This window comes from Streptosporangium sp. NPDC023963 (assembly GCF_040639135.1).
Taxonomy (GTDB): domain Bacteria; phylum Actinomycetota; class Actinomycetes; order Streptosporangiales; family Streptosporangiaceae; genus Streptosporangium.
Genome location: NZ_JBEZZK010000009.1, coordinates 13,421 through 31,384 on the forward strand (window position 1 = coordinate 13,421; position 17,964 = coordinate 31,384).

General features: G+C 71.7%; 14 protein-coding genes. 7 read left to right on the forward strand and 7 right to left on the reverse strand.

Translation table 11 applies throughout. The annotated features are described in order from the left end of the window. Positions 1–17: 17 nt before the first annotated feature. From AB0F88_RS25490 to AB0F88_RS25505, 4 genes are all read left to right on the forward strand, one after another. Positions 18–1,883, forward strand: a complete 1,866-nt coding sequence (locus AB0F88_RS25490) for a TIM barrel protein (RefSeq protein ID WP_362688827.1) — start codon at positions 18–20, stop codon at positions 1,881–1,883. 9 nt (positions 1,884–1,892) lie between these two features. Continuing rightward, positions 1,893–2,573, forward strand: a complete 681-nt coding sequence (locus AB0F88_RS25495; protein ID WP_362688829.1) for a TetR family transcriptional regulator — start codon at positions 1,893–1,895, stop codon at positions 2,571–2,573. Between the two features lie 169 nt (positions 2,574–2,742). Next, positions 2,743–4,050, forward strand: a complete 1,308-nt coding sequence (locus AB0F88_RS25500; RefSeq protein ID WP_362688832.1) for an MFS transporter — start codon at positions 2,743–2,745, stop codon at positions 4,048–4,050. After that, positions 4,047–4,823 (forward strand): N-acyl homoserine lactonase family protein, encoded by a 777-nt coding sequence (locus AB0F88_RS25505; RefSeq protein WP_362688835.1) that lies wholly within the window; start codon positions 4,047–4,049, stop codon positions 4,821–4,823. The genes AB0F88_RS25500 and AB0F88_RS25505 overlap by 4 nt, the downstream gene beginning before the upstream one ends. An 18-nt stretch (positions 4,824–4,841) precedes the next feature. On the opposite strand, the gene AB0F88_RS25510 is transcribed toward AB0F88_RS25505, so the two are convergent. The 7 genes from AB0F88_RS25510 to AB0F88_RS25540 form a co-directional block, all read right to left on the reverse strand. Beyond that, positions 4,842–6,662 carry a PQQ-binding-like beta-propeller repeat protein gene (locus AB0F88_RS25510; protein WP_362688838.1) on the reverse strand — a complete coding sequence of 607 codons (1,821 nt, stop codon included), beginning with the start codon at positions 6,660–6,662 and terminating at the stop codon, positions 4,842–4,844. Positions 6,663–6,684: 22 nt separating this feature from the next. Then, positions 6,685–7,386 (reverse strand): ABC transporter ATP-binding protein, encoded by a 702-nt coding sequence (locus AB0F88_RS25515; RefSeq protein ID WP_362688841.1) that lies wholly within the window; start codon positions 7,384–7,386, stop codon positions 6,685–6,687. Then, on the reverse strand, positions 7,383–9,188 hold the full coding sequence (locus tag AB0F88_RS25520) for a branched-chain amino acid ABC transporter ATP-binding protein/permease (protein WP_362688844.1): 1,806 nt from the start codon (positions 9,186–9,188) through the stop codon (positions 7,383–7,385). Before AB0F88_RS25520 ends, AB0F88_RS25515 begins: the two co-directional genes overlap by 4 nt. After that, on the reverse strand, positions 9,185–10,054 hold the full coding sequence (locus AB0F88_RS25525; protein ID WP_362688847.1) for a branched-chain amino acid ABC transporter permease: 870 nt from the start codon (positions 10,052–10,054) through the stop codon (positions 9,185–9,187). Before AB0F88_RS25525 ends, AB0F88_RS25520 begins: the two co-directional genes overlap by 4 nt. 1 nt (position 10,055) lies before the next feature. Further along, positions 10,056–11,207, reverse strand: coding sequence for an ABC transporter substrate-binding protein (locus AB0F88_RS25530; protein WP_362688849.1), 1,152 nt, complete (start codon positions 11,205–11,207; stop codon positions 10,056–10,058). A gap of 123 nt (positions 11,208–11,330) precedes the next feature. Beyond that, positions 11,331–13,046 (reverse strand): thiamine pyrophosphate-binding protein, encoded by a 1,716-nt coding sequence (locus tag AB0F88_RS25535; protein WP_362688852.1) that lies wholly within the window; start codon positions 13,044–13,046, stop codon positions 11,331–11,333. Positions 13,047–13,123: 77 nt separating this feature from the next. Then, on the reverse strand, positions 13,124–14,572 hold the full coding sequence (locus AB0F88_RS25540; RefSeq protein ID WP_362688856.1) for an aldehyde dehydrogenase family protein: 1,449 nt from the start codon (positions 14,570–14,572) through the stop codon (positions 13,124–13,126). A gap of 214 nt (positions 14,573–14,786) precedes the next feature. On the opposite strand from AB0F88_RS25540, the gene AB0F88_RS25545 reads away from it, so the two are divergent. Genes AB0F88_RS25545 through AB0F88_RS25555 form a run of 3 tightly spaced genes read left to right on the forward strand, consistent with a single transcriptional unit; the run spans position 14,787 to position 17,509 of the window. Beyond that, positions 14,787–15,557 (forward strand): IclR family transcriptional regulator, encoded by a 771-nt coding sequence (locus tag AB0F88_RS25545; RefSeq protein WP_362688859.1) that lies wholly within the window; start codon positions 14,787–14,789, stop codon positions 15,555–15,557. Between the two features lie 15 nt (positions 15,558–15,572). Continuing rightward, positions 15,573–16,730, forward strand: a complete 1,158-nt coding sequence (locus tag AB0F88_RS25550) for a CoA transferase (protein ID WP_362688862.1) — start codon at positions 15,573–15,575, stop codon at positions 16,728–16,730. Continuing rightward, positions 16,727–17,509, forward strand: coding sequence for a citryl-CoA lyase (locus AB0F88_RS25555; protein ID WP_362688865.1), 783 nt, complete (start codon positions 16,727–16,729; stop codon positions 17,507–17,509). Before AB0F88_RS25550 ends, AB0F88_RS25555 begins: the two co-directional genes overlap by 4 nt. Positions 17,510–17,964 lie beyond the last annotated feature (455 nt).

Below are 17,964 nucleotides of genomic sequence, written 5' to 3' on the forward strand. Positions count from 1 at the left end.
CCACCCGAGAGGGAGCCATGCGCACGTCCATCGCCACCGTCTCCGTCAGCGGCACCCTCACCGAGAAGCTCATCGCGATCGCCACCGCCGGGTTCGACGGTGTGGAGATCTTCGAGAACGACCTGCTCGTCTGCCCGCACTCACCCGAGGAGATCCGCGCCCGCGCCGCCGACCTGGGCCTCGGCATCGACCTCTACCAGCCGTTCCGCGACTTCGAGGCCGTGCCCGCCCCCATGCTGGCGGCCAACCTGGAGCGGGCCGAGCGCAAGTTCCGGGTGATGGAGCGCCTCGGCGCGGACCTGCTGCTGGTCTGCTCGAACGTCTCGCCCGCCACGATCGGCGACGACGCCCTCGCCGCGGAGCAACTGCGGCGGCTCGCCGAGCGGGCCGCCGAACACGGCATCCGGATCGCCTACGAGGCGCTGGCCTGGGGCCGGCACGTCAACGAGTACCTGCACGCCTGGCGGATCGTCCGGATGGCCGACCACCCCAACCTGGGCACCTGCCTGGACAGCTTCCACATCCTGTCGCGCGGCTCCGACCCGATCGGCATCGAGGCCATCCCCGGTGAGAAGATCTTCTTCCTGCAGCTCGCCGACGCGCCGATGCCGGCCATGGACGTGCTGCGGTGGAGCCGCCACTACCGCTGCTTTCCCGGCCAGGGCACCATGAACGTCGCCGGCCTGGTCCAGCACGTGCTGAACACCGGATACGCCGGGCCGCTGTCGCTGGAGGTGTTCAACGACCACTTCCGCCAGGCCGACACCGGCCGTACCGCCCGGGACGGCATGCGCTCGCTCATCGCCCTGGAACAGGCTTTGCACGGCGCCGCGCACCCCGCCGTGCCCACCGGCTTCGCCTTCGCCGAGCTCGCCGACGCGGGCTCCCTGAGTGGCGTGCTGGACGCGCTCGGTTTCACCCGTACCGGCTCCCACACCAGCAAACCGGTCGAGCTGTGGAGCCAGGGCGGGGCCCGGATGCTGCTCAACGCCACCGGAGCCGACCCCGCCCTGGTCGCCATCGGCCTGGACAGTCCCGACCCCGCGCGGGCCGTCAAACACGCCGAGACGCTGCTGGCGCCGGTGCTCCCGCGCGAGCGTGCCCCGCAGGACGCCTCGCTGGACGCGATCGCCGCCCCGGACGGCACCGCGCTCTTCTTCTGCGACACCGCCTGGCTCGGCGACTTCGGCGACTCGGGTGCCGTCGAGGCCGTCGAGGCCGTTCCCGGGCAGATCACCCACATCGACCACGTGGCACTCACCCAGCCCTGGCACCACTTCGACGAGGCCGCGCTGTTCTACGGCAGCGTGCTGGGCCTGCACCCGCAGGAGAGCCTGGAGCTGCCCGACCCCTACGGCCTACTGCGCAGCAGGGCGATGTCCACGACGCCGGTGCCCGGCGCGGGCGCCACGGACAAGGCCACAGAGTCCACAGAGTTCACAGAGGCCGCCGGAGCCGCCGGGGCCGCCGGACAGGTGCGGATGGTGCTCAACATCGCCCAGGTCGGTACGGGCGGCACCCCGTGGCAGCACGTCGCCCTGGCCAGCGACGACCTGCTGGCCGTCGCCCGCAGGCTGCGCGCCGGGCATCCGGAGCTGCTGCTGCCCATCCCGGACAACTACTACGACGACCTGGAGGACCGCCACGACGTCGATCCCGAGCTCCGACGGCTGGGCGTGCTGTACGACAGGGACGAGCACGGCGAGTTCCTGCACATGTACACGGTCACCGTGGGACGGGTCTTCTTCGAGATCGTCCAGCGTGTCGGCGGCTACCGGGGCTACGGCGCCGCCAACGCCCCGATCCGGCTCGCCGCACAGCACGCGGGCCATGGAGGCCCAGTGAGAAGCCGCTTCCTTCAGGGAGCGGAGGAGTCACTCTAAGATGGGCCAATGACCTCGCAGCCCGCCACCACCGAACGCCAGCGGGACGCTGACCGTACCAAAGCGGAGATCCTCAAGGTCGCCCAGCACGAGTTCGCGCGCCACGGCTACGCCGGTGCGCGGGTCGACGAGATCGCCGCCCGGATGCGCACCACCAAGCGCATGATCTACTACTACTACGGCAGCAAGGAACGGCTCTACATCGCGGTGCTGGAGAAGGCGTACGCCGAGGTCCGCGCGGCCGAGCGCACGGTCGACGTCGAGCACCTGGCCCCGGTCGAGGCCATCCGCACGCTGGCCGAGCTGACCTTCGACCACCACGACGCGCACCGCGACTTCATCCAGCTCGTCGCCATCGAGAACATCCACCAGGCCGAGCACATCCGCAAGTCGCAGGCGCTGGCCGGCCTCGCCACCCCGGTGCTCGACCTCATCGGACGCATCCTCGACGCGGGCCAGGAGTCCGGTGACTTCGTCACCGAGGCCGACGCCATCGACGTGCACATGATGATCAGCTCGTTCTGCTTCTTCCGGGTGGCCAACCAGCACACGTTCGGCGCGCTGTTCGGCCGCGACATGACCGCGCCCGAGCATCGGGCCAGGCTGCGCCGGATGGTCGGCGAGATGGTCGTCGGCTACCTGCGCGGGGAGGGCGGGGAGGGGCGCCCGGCCCCGGCTTCCCCGGCGTGACGGTGTGACTCCGCGTCCGGCGTGACCCTGCGCCCGGGCGCCGCCGCGGGCGAACGCGGGCACGGATCCGGCAGGTAACCGATTGGCAACACCCTTGTAATGTACGAACCAGTGAGTTAGTTTCCTGCCATCGCGCCATCCCCCTAATCTCCCAGCATGAGGAGCGCCCGTGACAGTGCAGGGTAAACCCCGCAAGGCGGCCGCGGCGGCCTGGATCGGCAGTGCCTTGGAGTACTACGACTTCTTCATCTACGGCACCGCGGCCGCGCTGGTCTTCAGCAAGATCTTCTTTCCGGAGTCCTCGCCCGCGACGGGCACGCTCCTGGCGCTGGCCACCTTCGGCGTCGGCTACCTGGCCAGGCCGGTGGGCGCCTTCGTCCTCGGGCACGTGGGTGACAGGTTCGGCCGCAAGAAGGTGCTGGTCATCACCCTGGTGATGATGGGCGTGTCGACGTTCCTGGTCGGCTGCCTGCCCACCTACGACGAGATCGGCGTGCTCGCGCCGATCCTGCTGGTGCTTCTGCGCCTGCTGCAGGGCTTCTCCGTCTCCGGGGAACAGGCGGGCGCCAACTCCATGACGCTCGAGCACGCCCCCGAGGGACGGCGCGCCTTCTACACCAGCTTCACCCTCAACGGCACCCAGGCCGGGCAGATCATCGCCACCGCCGTCTTCCTGCCGATCGCCGCGCTGCCCGAGGAGCAGCTGCTGAGCTGGGGCTGGCGGGTGCCGTTCTGGCTGAGCATCGTGGTGGCCGTGGTCGGGCTGGTCATCCGGCGCACCCTGGAGGAGACGCCCGCGTTCGAGCAGGAGGTCGCCGGCAACACCGTCGCCAAGCTCCCGCTGGCCGTGCTCTTCCGCGACCACTGGAAGGACGTGCTGCGGGTGGTCGTGGCCGCGGTCATCGCCTCGGTGAGCACGATCTTCACCGTGCACGCCCTGTCCTACGCGGTCAACACCGTGGGGCTGGAGCGAGGCCCCATGCTGTGGGTGGGCGTCCTGGCCAACGTCGCTGCGGTGATCACCATCCCGCTGTGGGGCATGCTGTCGGACAGGGTCGGCCGCAAGCCGGTCTTCATCGGCGGGTCGCTGGGCTGCGCGGTGCTGATGTTCGCCTACCTGTGGTCGATCTCCACCGGCAGCTACGCCCTGATCTTCGTGCTGGGCATCGCGATGTTCGGTGTCGTGCACAGCGCCACCAGCGCGGTCTGGCCCTCCTTCTACGGCGAGATGTTCACCACCAAGGTGCGGCTGTCCGGCATGGCGGTCGGCACCCAGTTCGGCTTCGCGATCGCCGGCTTCGCGCCGACGGTGGCCACCGCGCTCGCGGGCACGGGCAAGGAGAGCTGGTTCGGCGTGTCGGTCATCGTGGCGGTGCTGTGCCTCGTCAACGTGGCCGCGGTGGCGACCGGCCGGGAGACCTACCGGGTCCCCACCGAGCAGCTCGGTCTCAAGCGCGCGGAGCCGTTGAAGGTATGAACGAGTTCCGCGTCTACGCCCTGCGCTACGCCGTACGCGACGCCCGGCGCGGGGAGCACTTCCACGGCTACGACGCCCGCGCGGGGCAGTCGCACCCCACCTCGTACTACGTGTGGCTCGCGGTCTCCGAGCGGCACACCGTCGTCGTCGACACCGGCATCGGCCGCACGCGCGCCCAGGACGTCGAGGGGCTGGACTACCGCGCCTCGCCGGTGGAGGCCGTGGCCGCGCTGGGCGTACCCGCGGACTCCGTCGGCCACGTGGTGCTGACCCACCTGCACTACGACCACACCGGCACCGCGCGCGAGTTCACCTCCGCCCGCTACGTCCTGCAGCGGGCGGAGCTCGACTACTGGACCGGCCCCTGGGCCGACCGCCTCTCCAGGGAACGCCGGCTGCTGAACGACGACGACCTGGCCCACCTGCTGGCCGCCCGCGAGGACGGGCGCGTGACGCTGGTGGACGGCGACGCCGACGTCGTGCCCGGCCTGAGCGTCCACCTGGTCGGCGGGCACACCGCGGGCATGCAGGTGGTGCGCGTCAACACCGCGCGCGGCGCCGTCGTCCTGGCCTCCGACGCCGCCCACTTCTACGAGAACCTGGAGGACGACCGGCCCTTCCCGATCCTGCACAGCATGACCGGCATGTACGGCGCCTTCGACAGGATCGGGCAGCTGGCGGGCGGCCCGCATCTCGTGGTCGCCGGCCACGACCCGGAGGTGCTGGAGCGCTTCCCGCCGCTGGGGCCCGACGTCGCGGTGATCTCCGGCTGAGCGGCCCGCCGTTCCGGCTCACCCGCGCGGCCAGACGGATGAGGTGAGCTCGGGCCGCGCGCCCGCCGGTCGCCCGGCTGCGATGCGCACCTCTGGTGGCCCAAGTGCGTCGGAGTGCCCGCAGGGACATCCGCAGCAGCTGCGGGGCTGCCCGGCATCCGGGGATAGGCGGCTTTCACCGGCACGAGCGTCACGGCCGGGACGCGAGGCCAGCCTGAAGGCCCACAGGTGGTCGCCCCGGGTGGCCGAGTCGCCGTAGGGGATGCTGGTGCCGCCCGCGTAGACGGCGATGTACTGCTCCCCGTCGATCTCGTAGGAGATCGGGCTGCTGCTGACGGCGGCGCCGGTCTGCCAGCGCCACAGCTCGCGGCCGTCGCGGGCGTCCAGGCAGAGCAGGTTGCCGTCGGGCTGTCCGATGAACAGCAGGTCGGAGGCCGTGGTGAGGATGCTGTTGCCGTGCGCCAGCGAGTACGGCATGTTCCGCTTCCACCGGACCCGGTTGGTGCCCGGGTCCACGGCCACCACCCCGCCGGTCATGTACTCGCCGGGCGGCCGCAGCCCGTTGGACGGCTCGGTCAGCGAGTGCGCCGCCGCGACGTAGCCGAAGCCGGTGTACACCAGCCGGGTGCTGTGGCTGTAGGACTGGTGGTTCCAGTCGGCGCCGCCCCCGTGCCCGGGAATGGTGAGGATCGGTTCGTCCCAGTGCGGGGTGTACAGGGAGCCGATCCGGTAGTTCGGGACGGCGCGGTGCGGGAGGCCGGGGATCTCGGTGCCCAGCGGCTGCCGTACGGGGGTGAGCTCGGTCCAGCCGCCCTGGCGGGGGAAGGGCTGGGTGGGCCAGGTCTTCTGCCGGGGCTCCTGGGGCACGGGCAGCTCGTCGATGCCCAGCGGGGCCGAGCCGTCGGCCCGGTCGAGGATGTAGTACATGCCGGTCTTGCTGCCGTAGACGACGAGCTTGCGGGTCCGGCCGTGGACGCGCGCGTCGAGCAGGACGGGCGCCATGACGTTGTCCATGTCCCAGATGTCGTGGTGGATGGACTGGAAGTGCCAGCGGTAGGCGCCGGTCTTCAGATCCATCGCCACGATCGAGTTGGCGAACAGGTTCTGGCCGCCGCGCTCCGAGCCGTCCTGGGAGGAGCGGGCACCCCTGGCGTTGCCGAACGTCCAGTAGACCAGGCGCAGGTCCGGGTCGATGGCGCAGTGCATCCACGGGGTGGCGCCGCCGGTCTGCCAGGAGTCGCCCTCCCAGGTGTCGTTGCCGAACTCGCCAGGTCCGGGGGTGCCCCAGAAGTGCCAGACCAGGTCGCCGGTCCCGGCGTCGAAGGCGAGCGCGGCACCGCGCGGGCCGTCGTTGGTGCCGCAGTACAGCATGCCGTCGTGGTAGGTCACCGCGACCTTCTCCAGGTTGCCGTAACCGTTGTGCTGCCGCTCCCGGACCACCTGCCCGGTGCGCTGGTCGAGGGCGATGAGCCAGTTGTCGTTGGCGCAGGTGCAGACCCGGCCGGCGCCGACCGCGACGCCGCGCCGGGTGACCGCCCCGCGGGTCTGCGGGTACTTCCATCTGACGGCGCCGGTGCGGCCGTCCACCGCGGTGACGTTGCCCAGGGCCGACTCGATGTAGAGCACGCCGTCCACGGCCACGGCGGTGCTCTGGCTGTTGCCCGCCATGAGGCCGCCCTCGATGTCGTTGACCCAGGCGGCCCGTAATCGTTCGACGTTGCCGCGGTGCAGGTCGCGCAGCCCGCTGTAGTTCTGGTTCGCCAGGTTCCCGCCGATCTTCGGGAAGCCGGTGTCGCGCCGGTGGGCGGTCGCGGTGGCCCGGTCTGCCGGGGCGAGCACGGCAGCGCCCCCGAACGGGCCGTCACAGGCCCAGGTAGATACGCCGCACCCGGGGATCGTCACGCAGCTCGGCCGAGGTGCCGGTGGCGGCGATCTCCCCGTTCTCCATCACCAGGCAGGTGGTGGTGACGTCGAAGGTGAGCTTGGCGTTCTGCTCGACCAGCAGGATGGCGAGCCCGTCGGCGTTGAGCCGCTTGAGGACGCCGGCGATCTCCGCCACGAGGATCGGCGACAGGCCCATCGAGGGCTCGTCGAGCAGCATCATCTTGGGACGGCACATGAGCGCCCGGCCGACGGCCAGCATCTGCTGCTGCCCGCCTGACAGCGCGCCGGCCAGCCGGTGGCGCATCTCGGCCAGGACGGGGAACAGCTCGAACACCTCGTCGATGGGCGTGCTCTTCCAGCTGCTGGTGTAGGCGCCGAGCAGCAGGTTCTTCTCCACGGTGAGGCCGGGGAAGACGTGCCTGCCCTCGGGGACGTAGCCGAGCCCGTGCCGCACCAGGGTGTGCGGCGCGGCGCGCAGCAGGTCGTGCTCGCCGAAACGGATCGCCGTGGCCCGGCGGGGCGCCAGGCCCATCACGGCCTTGAGGGTGGAGGACTTGCCGGCGCCGTTGGCGCCGATGATGCCCAGCGCCTGCCCCGGCTCGACGGTGAAGCTCACGCCGTGGGCGGCGCGGACGCCGCCGTAGTGGACCGACAGGTTTTCGACGGTGAGTGTCGTCATCGGGTCGCCTCCTCGACGGCGGACTCGGTGGGGGCGGCCATGGAGTCGCCGAGGTACGCCTGCACGACGGCGGGGGCGACCGCGACCTCGGCGGGGGTGCCGTCGGCGATCACCTTGCCGCCGGACAGCACGGTGACGTGGTCGCACAGCGACATGACCAGCCCCATGTTGTGCTCGATCACCACCACGGTGACGCCGGAGTCCCTGATGGAGCGGACGATGTCGCCGAGCTGGCGCACCTCCTCGCCGTTCAGCCCGGCGGCGGGCTCGTCGAGCAGCAGCAGCGAGGGCGACATCGCCATCGCGCGGGCCATCTCGATGCGGCGCTGGATCCCGTACGGCAGCGAGCGCGGGACGGCGGCGGCGTAGTCCGTCAGCCCGAACCTGGCCATGATCTCGTCGGCGCGCGCCCCGAGCGCCCGCTCGTAGCCGAACACCTTCCAGGGCAGCGCCAGGTAGCGCCAGATCCAGGAGGTCCTGGTGCGGTCGAGGCTGAGCAGCACGTTCTCCCGGACGTCGAGGTCCTCGAACAGGCGCAGGTTCTGGAAGGTGCGGGCGACCCCGCGCTGGGAGAGCCGGTACGGCCTCGCCCCGGTCACGTCGTCCCCGTGCAGGCGCACCGCGCCCGCGCTGGGTGTGTAGAAGCCGCTGACGATGTTGAACAGGGTCGTCTTGCCCGAGCCGTTGGGGCCGACGACGCCGCGGATCTCGCCGGCGGTGACCGTGAGGGAGACGTCGTCGAGGGCGGTCAGCCCCTTGAAGCGCATCGTCACGCCCCGGACCTCCAGCACGCCCGCGCCGGCCGTTCCCTCCGCGCCGTCCGCGGCCCGGTCGTAGGGCTGGAAGGGGTGCAGCCGCACCCGCGTTCCCTGGTCGCGGCGCCGCAGCAGGGACCGGAGCCGGCGGGGCAGCCCGGCCAGCCCCGTAGGGGCGAAGACCACCACGAGGACCACCACGAGGCCGTAGCCGAGCTGGGCGTAGGCCGAGGCGTCCAGCAGCGCCTCGCGCACCATGGCCAGCGCGACGGCGCCGACGACGCAGCCGAGGATGCTGGCCCGCCCGCCGATGATCACCATCGCGAGCAACAGGAACATGTTGGCGATGTTGAACGACTCGGGCGCCACGAAGCGGATGAGCCCGGCGTACAGGACCCCGGCCAGGCCGCCGTACAGGCCGGACAGCACGAAGGCGGTCATGCGCAGCAGCGGGATCTCCGCGCCGAGCGCGCCTGCCGCCAGGTCGTCGTCGCGCATCGCGCGCAGCCTGCGGCCGAGCGGCGAGTGCGTGACGAACAGCGCGAACGCCAGCGAGAGGACGAAGACCACCAGCTCGACGTAGTAGAAGAGGTACGCGCTGGACAGGTCGAGCCCGAACAGCACCGGCGCCGGGATGTCGCTGATGCCCTCGGCGCGGCCCGCGATGTGGGCGTTGGTGACCCAGTTGGTGAAGGCCAGCGCCAGGCCGAGGGTGACGATGCCGAGATAGTGCGACTGCATCCGCAGCGCCGGGACGCCCACCAGCACGCCGAAGACCACGGACACGACCAGGGCCAGCGCCGCCGCGCTCCAGAAGCCGAAGCCCGCCCGCGTGCACAGGATGGCGACGGTGTAGGCGCCGACGCCGAAGAAGGCGACCTGGGCCAGGTTGATCTGCCCGGCCACGCCCATGGTCAGGCCCAGGCCGATGGCGAGGATCGCGAAGATGATCGCGACGTTCACCACGTGCATGGAGTAGCCGCCGAGCCCGTACGGCAGCAGCCAGGCGGCCACCGCGAGGGGGACGAGGTATGCCAGACGTCTCATGCGCGGTTCACCGTCGTCTCTCCGAAGATGCCGGTGGGGCGGATCATCACGATGACCGCGAACACCAGGAACGTGACCAGCTCGGAGTACTCCTGGAAGTTGCCGGCCGCGAAGGCGTCCAGCAGCCCGAAGGTCATGCCGCCGACGATCGCGCCGGGCATGCTGCCGAACCCGCCGAGCATGGCCGCGGCGAACCCCTTGATGCCCAGGGTGCCGCCCATGGTCGGGTTGACGTACAGCATCGGCCCGATCAGGCTGCCCGCCAGCGCCGCCAGGCCCGCGCCGATCGCGAAGGCCATCGCGTTGCTGCGGCCGACGTGGATGCCGACCGCGGTGGCCGCCTGGTGGTCCATGGCCACCGCCTGCATGGCCGCGCCGCGCTTGGTGCGCTGCAGGAACAGCGCGAGCAGGCCGGTGGCGGTCGCCGCGACGGCGATCACCAGCAGGCTGTAGGTCGGGATGCGGATCCCGCCCACGTCGAACGGCTCGGTCGGCACGGGGGAGGGGACCGCGTGCCCGGTCGCCCCCCAGACGAGCACCGCGCCCGCCTCCAGGACGGCGCCGAAGCCGATCGTGCCGATCAGCATCAGCGTGAAGTCCTTGTTCTCCAGCGGACGCAGGAAGCGCTCGATGACCAGCCCGATGAGGGCGGTGACCGCGATGGCCACGGTGATCGCGATCGCGAACGGCAGCTGGGTGGCCAGGTAGAACGTGGAGGCGGCGTACGCGCCGATCATCACGACGCTGCCGTGCGCGAAGTTGACCAGTCCCATCGTCCGGTAGACGATCGAGAAGCCCATCGCCACCAGCGCGTACACCGCTCCGAACGTGACCCCGCCGATCAGGGTCTGGAGGAAGACCTGCACGTCAGCTCGCGTCCTCGGGAACGACCGTGCCGCCCTTGACCAGGCCGATCTTGGTGGCGTGGATGCCGACCCCCGACTCGTCGTAGTCGTAGTCGCCCAGCAGCCCGGCGCGCTTCACGCCGCGGATGGCGTCGGCGAGCGGCCGCCCGCCCGCGCCCTTGGTCTGCTTGAGCGCCTCGATCAGGATCGACGCGCCGTCGTAGGCCTTGGCGACGTGCATGCGGGCGTCCTCGTTGTAGGCGGCCTTGTACTTGGCGGCGAACGCCTTGATGGGCTCGCTGGCCTCGTTGCTCAGGTACGGCGAGCTCACGACGGATCCCTCGGCGTTGTCCAGGCCCGCGGTGGTCGCGTACACGTCGGTGCCCATCGGTGCGCCGCCCGCGAACAGCGCCTTCAGGCCCAGCTCGCGCGACTGCTTGGCGATCAGGCCCGACTGGACCTCCTCGGCGCCGATGAACAGCACCTCGGGCTCCTGCTCGCGGATCTTGGCGAGGTTGGCGTTGAAGTCCTTCTGGTCGGGGGTGACGACCTCGTCGGCGATCGCGGTGACGTTCCTGGACTTGAGCGCGGCCAGGAACGCGTCGTGCTCGCCGGCGCCGTACGCGCCGTTGTTGCTGATCAGCGCGATCTTCTTGTAGCCCTTGTCGTCCACCAGGTACTTGGCGAGGGTCTCGTCGAACGTGACGCTGGTCGGCGCGTTCAGGAACAGGAACGGGCTCTTGAGGTCGGCGAGCTTGGGCGACTGTCCCGAGGTGATGTTCGGGATCTGGGCGTCCTTGAGGATCGGGGCCATCGCCAGGGTGACCGCGCTCTCGGCGGTGCCGAGCATCGCGATGTAGCCCTCGCTGGAGATCTTCCTGGCCAGGTTGGTGCCCACCGTCGGGTCGCCCTGGCTGTCGAAGAGGTCGAGCTTGATCTGCCGCCCGTCGACGCCGCCCGCCTTGTTGGCCTCGTCGACGGCGAGCTTGACGCCCTTGTGCTCCCACTGGCCGAGCGGGCTCAGCTGCCCGCTCTGCGCGTTGATGTTGGCGATCTTGATGGGGCCGGTGGCGTCCGCCTCCTGGGCGGCCTGCTGGCCGGGGGCGGAGCAGGCGGCGAGCGCCACCAGCGCCGTCAGCGTCAGGGCGGAAACGGAAACTCTTGCGGAGAACAAGTGATTCACCTCATTGGGGGGTGGAGGAAAGTGCGGTGATCGACACGGCCCCGTAATGCACGGACTAGTACGTTAGTTATACGGCCTGGCGAAACCCGGGGAAATACCGAACGGGCAACGGTTTCAGTCGGGGAAAACGCCCTGATAGATGTCCTTGATGTTCCAGTGGCCGGGGGTCGGCACGGGCTCGTTGACCATCGGCACGTCGATGAGCGCGGGCCGCCGGTTCGCCACCGCCGCCCGCAGGGCCGCCCCGAACTCGTGCGGCGCGGCGACGGTGTGGCCGTCGGCGCCGCACGCGGCGGCCAGCGCCGCGAAGTCGGGACTGTAGGGGAGCCCGGCGGGGTCGGTGAAGTCGCAGCCGTGGCTGCGGCCGAAGTTCGCGGACTGCAGGTCGGAGATGGTGCCGTGCGCCCTGTTGTTCATCACCACGAAGATCACCGGAGCGCCCTGCTCGACGGCGAGCGGCAGGGCGGGCAGCTGGGCCCCCATGCCGCCGTCGCCGATGAGCGCGACCACGACGCCGTCGGGGCGGGCGAGCTGGACGCCGACGGCGGCGGCCGGGCCGAACCCCATGGTGGAGGCGCCGCCGGGGGCGATGAAGCGGCCCTCGGCCGGCAGCTCGTAGCACTGCGCGACGCCGTTCTTGTTCCAGCCCACGTCGGTCACCAGGATCGCGCCGGGCGGCAGCGCGTCGCGCAGGTCGGCGAGGATGCGCTCGGGCCGCAGCGGGAAGGCGTCGCCGCGGCCCCGCTCCCGGCTCCCGGCGAACAGCTCCGTCCTGGCCTCGCGGATGCGCTCGCGCAGCTCGGGCCGGTCCGCCGGCGGATGTGCCGTGACGGCCTCGGCCAGCGCCCGCACCGCGAGCCCGACGTCGGCGACGGCGCCGATCTCGACCGGGTAGTTGCGGCCGATCTCGGCCGGGTCGATGTCGATCTGGATCAGCCTGCCGCGGTCGCCGAGCGTCCAGGTGAAGCGGGGATCCCACGAGCTGGCGTCGGTCTCGGCGAACCGGGTGGCCAGCGCCAGCACCACGTCGGCGTCCCTGGCGTAGGCGTTGGTCAGCTCCAGCCCCCAGAACCCCGGCATGCCCAGCACCAGCGGGTGCGCGTCGGGGACGGTGCCCTTGGCCATCAGCGAGTGCGCGATCGGGATGTCCAGGTGCTCGGCCAGCGACAGCAGCGCCCCGGCGTCCTCGCGCAGGCCGCCGCCGACGTACAGCAGCGGCCGCTCGGCGCCCGCGAGGGCCTCGGCGATCCGCTCCGCCGTCGCGGCGGGCAGGCCGGGCGGCGCGGCGCGGCTGACCGGCGGGTACGGCGCCGCGGGCCGCGAGAGGACGTCCATCGGCACGTTGACCAGCACCGCCCCCGGCCTGCCCGTCGTCGCCGTCCAGAAGGCCCGCTCGACGGACCGGCCCACGTCCTGGGCCCGGTGCACGTTCCAGGCGCGCTTGACGAAGGGCCGGAAGACCGACGCCTGGTCGGCGTCGGCGTGCAGGTTGATCTCCTGGTGCGGGTGGCGGCCGTGGTAGTAGGACGGGATGTCGCCGGAGATCACCACCATCGGCACCGAGTCGAGCGCGGCGGTCATCACCCCCGTGGCGGCGTTGGTCAGGCCGGGGCCGACGTGCACGAGCAGCACGCCGGGCCTGCCGGAGGCGCGGGCGTAGCCGTCGGCCGCGTGCGCCGCCGCCTGCTCGTGGCGGGCGATGACGAAGCGGATACGGCTGTCGGCCAGCGCGTCGAGCACGGCGATGTTGGTGTGGCCGCAGGTGCCGAAGACGTACTCGACGCCGAGGTCCTCGAGCTGGGCGACGAGCGCATGCGCGACGGTGGTCACCGGTCTTTCCGGACGGCCGGCGGTCACGGGTCTTCCCAGGTGGTCGGCGGTCACGGGTCTTCCCAGGTGGTCGGCGGTCACTGGTCTCCCCAGATGGTCAGCCCGCGAAGGAGCAGGGTCTTGGTCACGGTGAAGTCCTCGATCATCCAGCGGGGCGACTCGCGGCCGATGCCGGAGTCCTTCACGCCGCCGAACGGGAGGTGGTCCAGGCGGAGGTTCGACGAGCCGTTCACGACCAGGCCGCCGACCTCCAGCTCGCGCCAGGCGGTGACGATGCGGCGCACGTCGTGGGTGAACAGCCCGGCCTGCAGGCCGTAGCCGCTGCGGTTGCACTCCCGGACGACCTCGTCGAAGTCGTCGTAGGGGAGCACGGCGACGAGCGCGCCGAAGACCTCCTCGCGGACGACCCTCGCGTCGGCGGGCGGCGCGACGACCACGGTCGGTTCCATCACCGCGCCCGTCCGGCCGCCGCCGGTCGTCACCGTCGCGCCGGCGCGCGCCGCCTCCCCGGCCCAGCGCGCCACCCGCTCGGCGGCCTCGTCGTCCACCATCGAGCCGACGTCGGTCGCCGGGTCGAGCGGATCTCCCACCCTCAGCGCCCGCACCTCGCCGGTCAGGACCTGGGCGAACTCCTCGAACCGGCTGCGCTGCACGTAGACGCGCTGGACGGAGATGCAGCTCTGGCCGGAGTTGCTGTATCCGGTGCGCGCGCAGATACGCGCTGCCTCCGCCACGTCGGCGTCCTCGCAGACGATGGTGGCGGCGTTGCCGCCGAGCTCCAGCAGCACCCGCTTGGGCCCGGCGGCGTGGGCGACGGCGGCGCCGGCCGTGACGCCGCCGGTGAAGCTGATCACGGCGATCTCCGGCGCGGCGCACAGCCGCGCGCCGACGTCCCCGCCCCCGTGCAGGACCTGGACGGCCTCCTCCGGCATCCCGGCCTCCAGCAGCAGCCGGACCAGGGCGGCCGAGACGGCCGGGGCCTGCGGCGGCGGCTTGACGACCGTGGTGTTGCCGGCCGCGAGGGAGGCGGCCAGCTTGTGGGCGAGCAGGTTCGCCGGGGCGTTGAACGGCGTGATCGCGAGCACCGGGCCGGCCGGGGCGCGCTGTGTGATGGCGGTGTTGCCCACCCCGCGGGCCCAGCCCGCCACGGGCAGGACCTCGCCGCCGATCGCCCTGGCCTCGGCCGCCGCGACGGCGAACGTGTCGGCCACCCGCAGCATCTCCCCGCGGCCGTCCTTGAGCGGCTTGCCCAGCTCCAGGGCGAGGAGCCGGGCGAACTCCTCGGCGCGGGCGGTGACCGCGGCCGAGGCGCGCTCCAGGATCGTCGCGCGGGTGGCCGGGGCGAGCCGCGCGACCGTCCCGGCACCCCGGCGCGCGTAGTCGAGCGCGGTGGCGATGTCGTCGGGACCGGCGAGCCGGGCCCGGCTCACGACCCGCCGCACGTAGGGGCCGACGCGGTCGGAACGGGGGCCCGCACCCAGCCACTTCCCGGCGATCAGGCATTCGGCTTCCTGGACTGCGTCCATGTCATCTCCATAGAGATCCGCTTGGCGGTTCTCAAGAACCGCACTGTGGATTGCCTCACGGTATGAGGAGGGTAAAGGTTCTGGCAAGGGGGCAATCGATCCGCGTAGTGGTTCACCTGGACCGCTGAGCGGACTAGTGTTAGCGTACGGACCGCATGCGAGAGTGAGCGGAAAAGGTTCACCTTCGACTCACAAGTGAGGACCCGTGCCTTCGATGAACAACCCGGCGGTCTCCGGTGACAGCGGTGGCGGCGTGCGCAGCGTCCAGCGGGCGTTCGACATCCTGTCCCTGCTCACCGACGACCGCCGGACGCTGACGATCCGCGAGGTCGTCGACGAGACGGGGCTGGCCAAGACGACGGCGCTGCGCCTGCTGCAGACCCTGGAGCACATGGGGTTGCTGTGGGCCACGCGCAAGGGCTACGCGGCGGGGCCGGCCCTGTGGCGCTGGGCGCATCTCGCGCGCGACGCCTGGGAGCTGCCCCCGGAGACCGTGCAGCTCATGCGCGAGCTGGGGGAGCGGCACCGGGAGACCGTCAACCTCTACGTCCTGCGGGACGTCCACCGCATCTGCATCGCCCAGCAGGAGAGCCCGCAGCCGCTGCGCCACGTCGTGCGGGTCGGAGACGAGCTGCCCCTGTGGGCGGGAGCCGCCTCGAAGGTCCTGCTCAGGGACGCCCCGGCGAGGCTGCTGGCGCGGGTCTGCCAGTCCTCGCCGTACGGCGAGGAGCACCTGGCGACGTTGCGGGAGTGGATCGCCGGAGTGGCCGGGGACGGCTACGCGGAGAGCCACGGCGAGCGCGAGCCGGGCCTGTCGGCGGTGGCCGTCCCCGTGACGGGCGCGGCGGGCGCGACCGTGGCGGCGCTCTCGCTGAGCGGTCCGACGGTCCGCTTCGGCGAGGAGCGTGTCCAGGAGTTCGCCGCGGACCTGCGGGAGGCGGCCAAGCGCATGTCGGACCGCGGCTTCGACCATCCCCTGACCTGACCTTATGGAGCGTGAATGCAGCAGTTGCCACTGGACGGCATCAAGGTCGTGGACCTGACCAACGTTCTGGCCGGGCCGTACTGCAGCTACCAGCTGATGCTGTTCGGCGCGGAGGTGGTCAAGGTCGAGATGCCCGGCGACGGGGATCTCGCCCGCCGTCTCGGCCCGGACCCCGAGCTCAACCGGGAGGGGCTCGGCGCCTCCTTCCTGGCACAGAACGCCGGGAAGAAGTCGGTCGAGATCGATCTGAAGAGCCCGGCGGGCAGGCAGGCGTTCGAGGCCATGGTGGCCGGCGCCGACGTCCTGCTGGAGAACTTCAGGGCCGGGGTCCTGGCCAGGCTCGGTTACGGCTGGGACCGGCTGCGGGAGCTCAACCCCGGCCTGGTCTACTGCGCGATCTCCGGGTTCGGCCAGAACGGCCCGATGAGCGGGGCGCCCGCCTACGACCAGATCGTCCAGGGGCTGTCCGGCATGATGAGCGTCACCGGCACCCCCGAGACGGTGCCGCTGCGCGTCGGCTTCCCGATCTGCGACTCGATCGGGGGGCTGATGGCCGCCCTGGCGATCTCCGCCGCCCTGGCCGGGCGCGCGCGCGGCGGGGCCGGCTGCTTCCTGGACCTGTCGATGCTGGAGGCGTCCATCTCCGCGATGGGCTGGACGGCCTCCAACTACCTGGTCAGCGGGGTCGAGCCGGAGCCGATGGGCGACCAGAACGCCACCGCCGCGCCGTCGGGCACCTTCGAGACGGCCGACGGGCCGCTGAACATCGCCGCCAACCAGCAGGTCCAGTTCGAGACGCTGTGCCGCCTCGTCGGGCGGCCGGACCTGCCCGCCGATCCCCGGTTCGCCGCGAGGGAGGCGCGCAAGACCCACCGCCGGGCGCTGAACCGCGAGCTCAACCTGGCGTTGCGGACCAGGACGGCGCTGGAGTGGGAGGAGATCCTCTCCCGAGGGGGCGTACCGGCCGCCCGCGTCCTCACCGTGGCCCAGGCGCTTGCGCTCGGCCAGCTCCGCGGGCGCGGCTTCCTCACGGAGCTGCCGTTTCCCGGCGGCGACGAGCGCCGCGTGACGGTCACGGGCAACGGCGTCCTCGTCGACGGCGCCGCGTTGCGCCCGCGCGGTCCGGCCCCCCTCCTCGGCCAGCACAACGCGGAGTTCGGAGTGACGTCATGAGCGGCGTGGGCGACATGAGCGACATGAGCGACATGAGCGACACTGCCGACTGGTGGGGGACGGCGGTGTCCCGGATCGAGCCCGACGTCATCGAGCTGCAGGGCAGGCCGGTGCAGGAGCTGATCGGGAAGGTCGGCTTCGCCGAGATGATCTGGCTCATGCTCCGCGGCCGGCTGCCGGACGAGCGGCAGGCCGCGCTGCTGGAGGCGGCGCTGGTCTCCTCGGTGGACCACGGCCCGCACGCCCCGTCGATCGCCGCGGCCCGGATGGCGATCACCTGCGGCGTCGGGCTGAACAACGCCGTCGCCACCGGCGTCAACCTGCTGGGCGACGTGCACGGCGGCGCGGGGGAGCAGTGCGTGGAGATGCTGGAGGAGGTCGTGCGCACCGGTGACGCGGCCGCCACGGTGGCCCGCCGGCGGGCCCGTGACAAGTATCTGCCCGGGTTCGGGCACCGTTTCCACACCCGCGACCCGCGCCGCGACCCGCTGCTCGCCCTGGTGGACGAGGCGGTGGCCGGCGGCGTGGTGGTCGGCGCCCACCTGCGCGCGGCCAGGCAGGTGGAGGAGCTGATCAGCCCGGTGCCGATGAACATCGACGGCGCCACCGCGGTCATCTGCGCCGAGCTGGGCTTCCCCGCACCGCTGGCCCGCGGCCTGTTCGTGCTGAGCCGCAGCGTGGGCATCCTCGCGCACGCCTGGGAGGAGTCGGGCCAGGGCCGCCGCAACAAGGGGCCCATGCCGCCCTCCATCCTGCCCACCGACCTCAGGGCGCGGTGACCGCTCATCTCGGCCGGCCTCGGGACCCGGTGACGGTCGTCGCGCTGGTGGGAAAGCTGGTGGGAAAGCCGTGTCCTTCCGCCGGCGCCGTTGTCGCGGGGTCCATCAGGCGGATCGCCGGATCCAGGGACCGGGCGCACGATAGGCCGGACGCGGCGGTGAAGCAAGAGCTTGTTCAGGGCATCGGCGCTGGATACGCTCAAGATCCCCCAGTGGACCAAGCGATCCATCTAGTGGACCGAAGCACATGAGGTGCTCATGCGCGTCAGGCGTGCGTTCCTGTCCATCGCCGCCCTCGGCGCGGCGGCACTCCTGCTCACCGTCACCTCCCCCGGTTCCGCGGCCTCCCCCGGTTCCGCTCCACCCAGGGGTTGCCGAAGCGCTGGGCGTTCTCCGACGAGTGGTACAACCTGGTGCCGTTCCCGACGCGGGTCAGGGTGCCGGCCAAGGTGGAC

What these genes read in the sequence shown, in the direction of transcription:
- AB0F88_RS25490 (WP_362688827.1), top strand. Translation starts at nt 18, where the DNA reads ATGCGCACGTCCATCGCCACCGTCTCCGTCAGCGGCACCCTCACCGAG.
- AB0F88_RS25495 (WP_362688829.1), top strand. Translation starts at nt 1,893, where the DNA reads ATGACCTCGCAGCCCGCCACCACCGAACGCCAGCGGGACGCTGACCGT.
- AB0F88_RS25505 (WP_362688835.1), top strand. Translation starts at nt 4,047, where the DNA reads ATGAACGAGTTCCGCGTCTACGCCCTGCGCTACGCCGTACGCGACGCC.
- AB0F88_RS25515 (WP_362688841.1), bottom strand. Translation starts at nt 7,386, where the DNA reads ATGACGACACTCACCGTCGAAAACCTGTCGGTCCACTACGGCGGCGTC.
- AB0F88_RS25520 (WP_362688844.1), bottom strand. Translation starts at nt 9,188, where the DNA reads ATGAGACGTCTGGCATACCTCGTCCCCCTCGCGGTGGCCGCCTGGCTG.
- AB0F88_RS25540 (WP_362688856.1), bottom strand. Translation starts at nt 14,572, where the DNA reads ATGGACGCAGTCCAGGAAGCCGAATGCCTGATCGCCGGGAAGTGGCTG.
- AB0F88_RS25545 (WP_362688859.1), top strand. Translation starts at nt 14,787, where the DNA reads ATGAACAACCCGGCGGTCTCCGGTGACAGCGGTGGCGGCGTGCGCAGC.
- AB0F88_RS25550 (WP_362688862.1), top strand. Translation starts at nt 15,573, where the DNA reads ATGCAGCAGTTGCCACTGGACGGCATCAAGGTCGTGGACCTGACCAAC.
- AB0F88_RS25555 (WP_362688865.1), top strand. Translation starts at nt 16,727, where the DNA reads ATGAGCGGCGTGGGCGACATGAGCGACATGAGCGACATGAGCGACACT.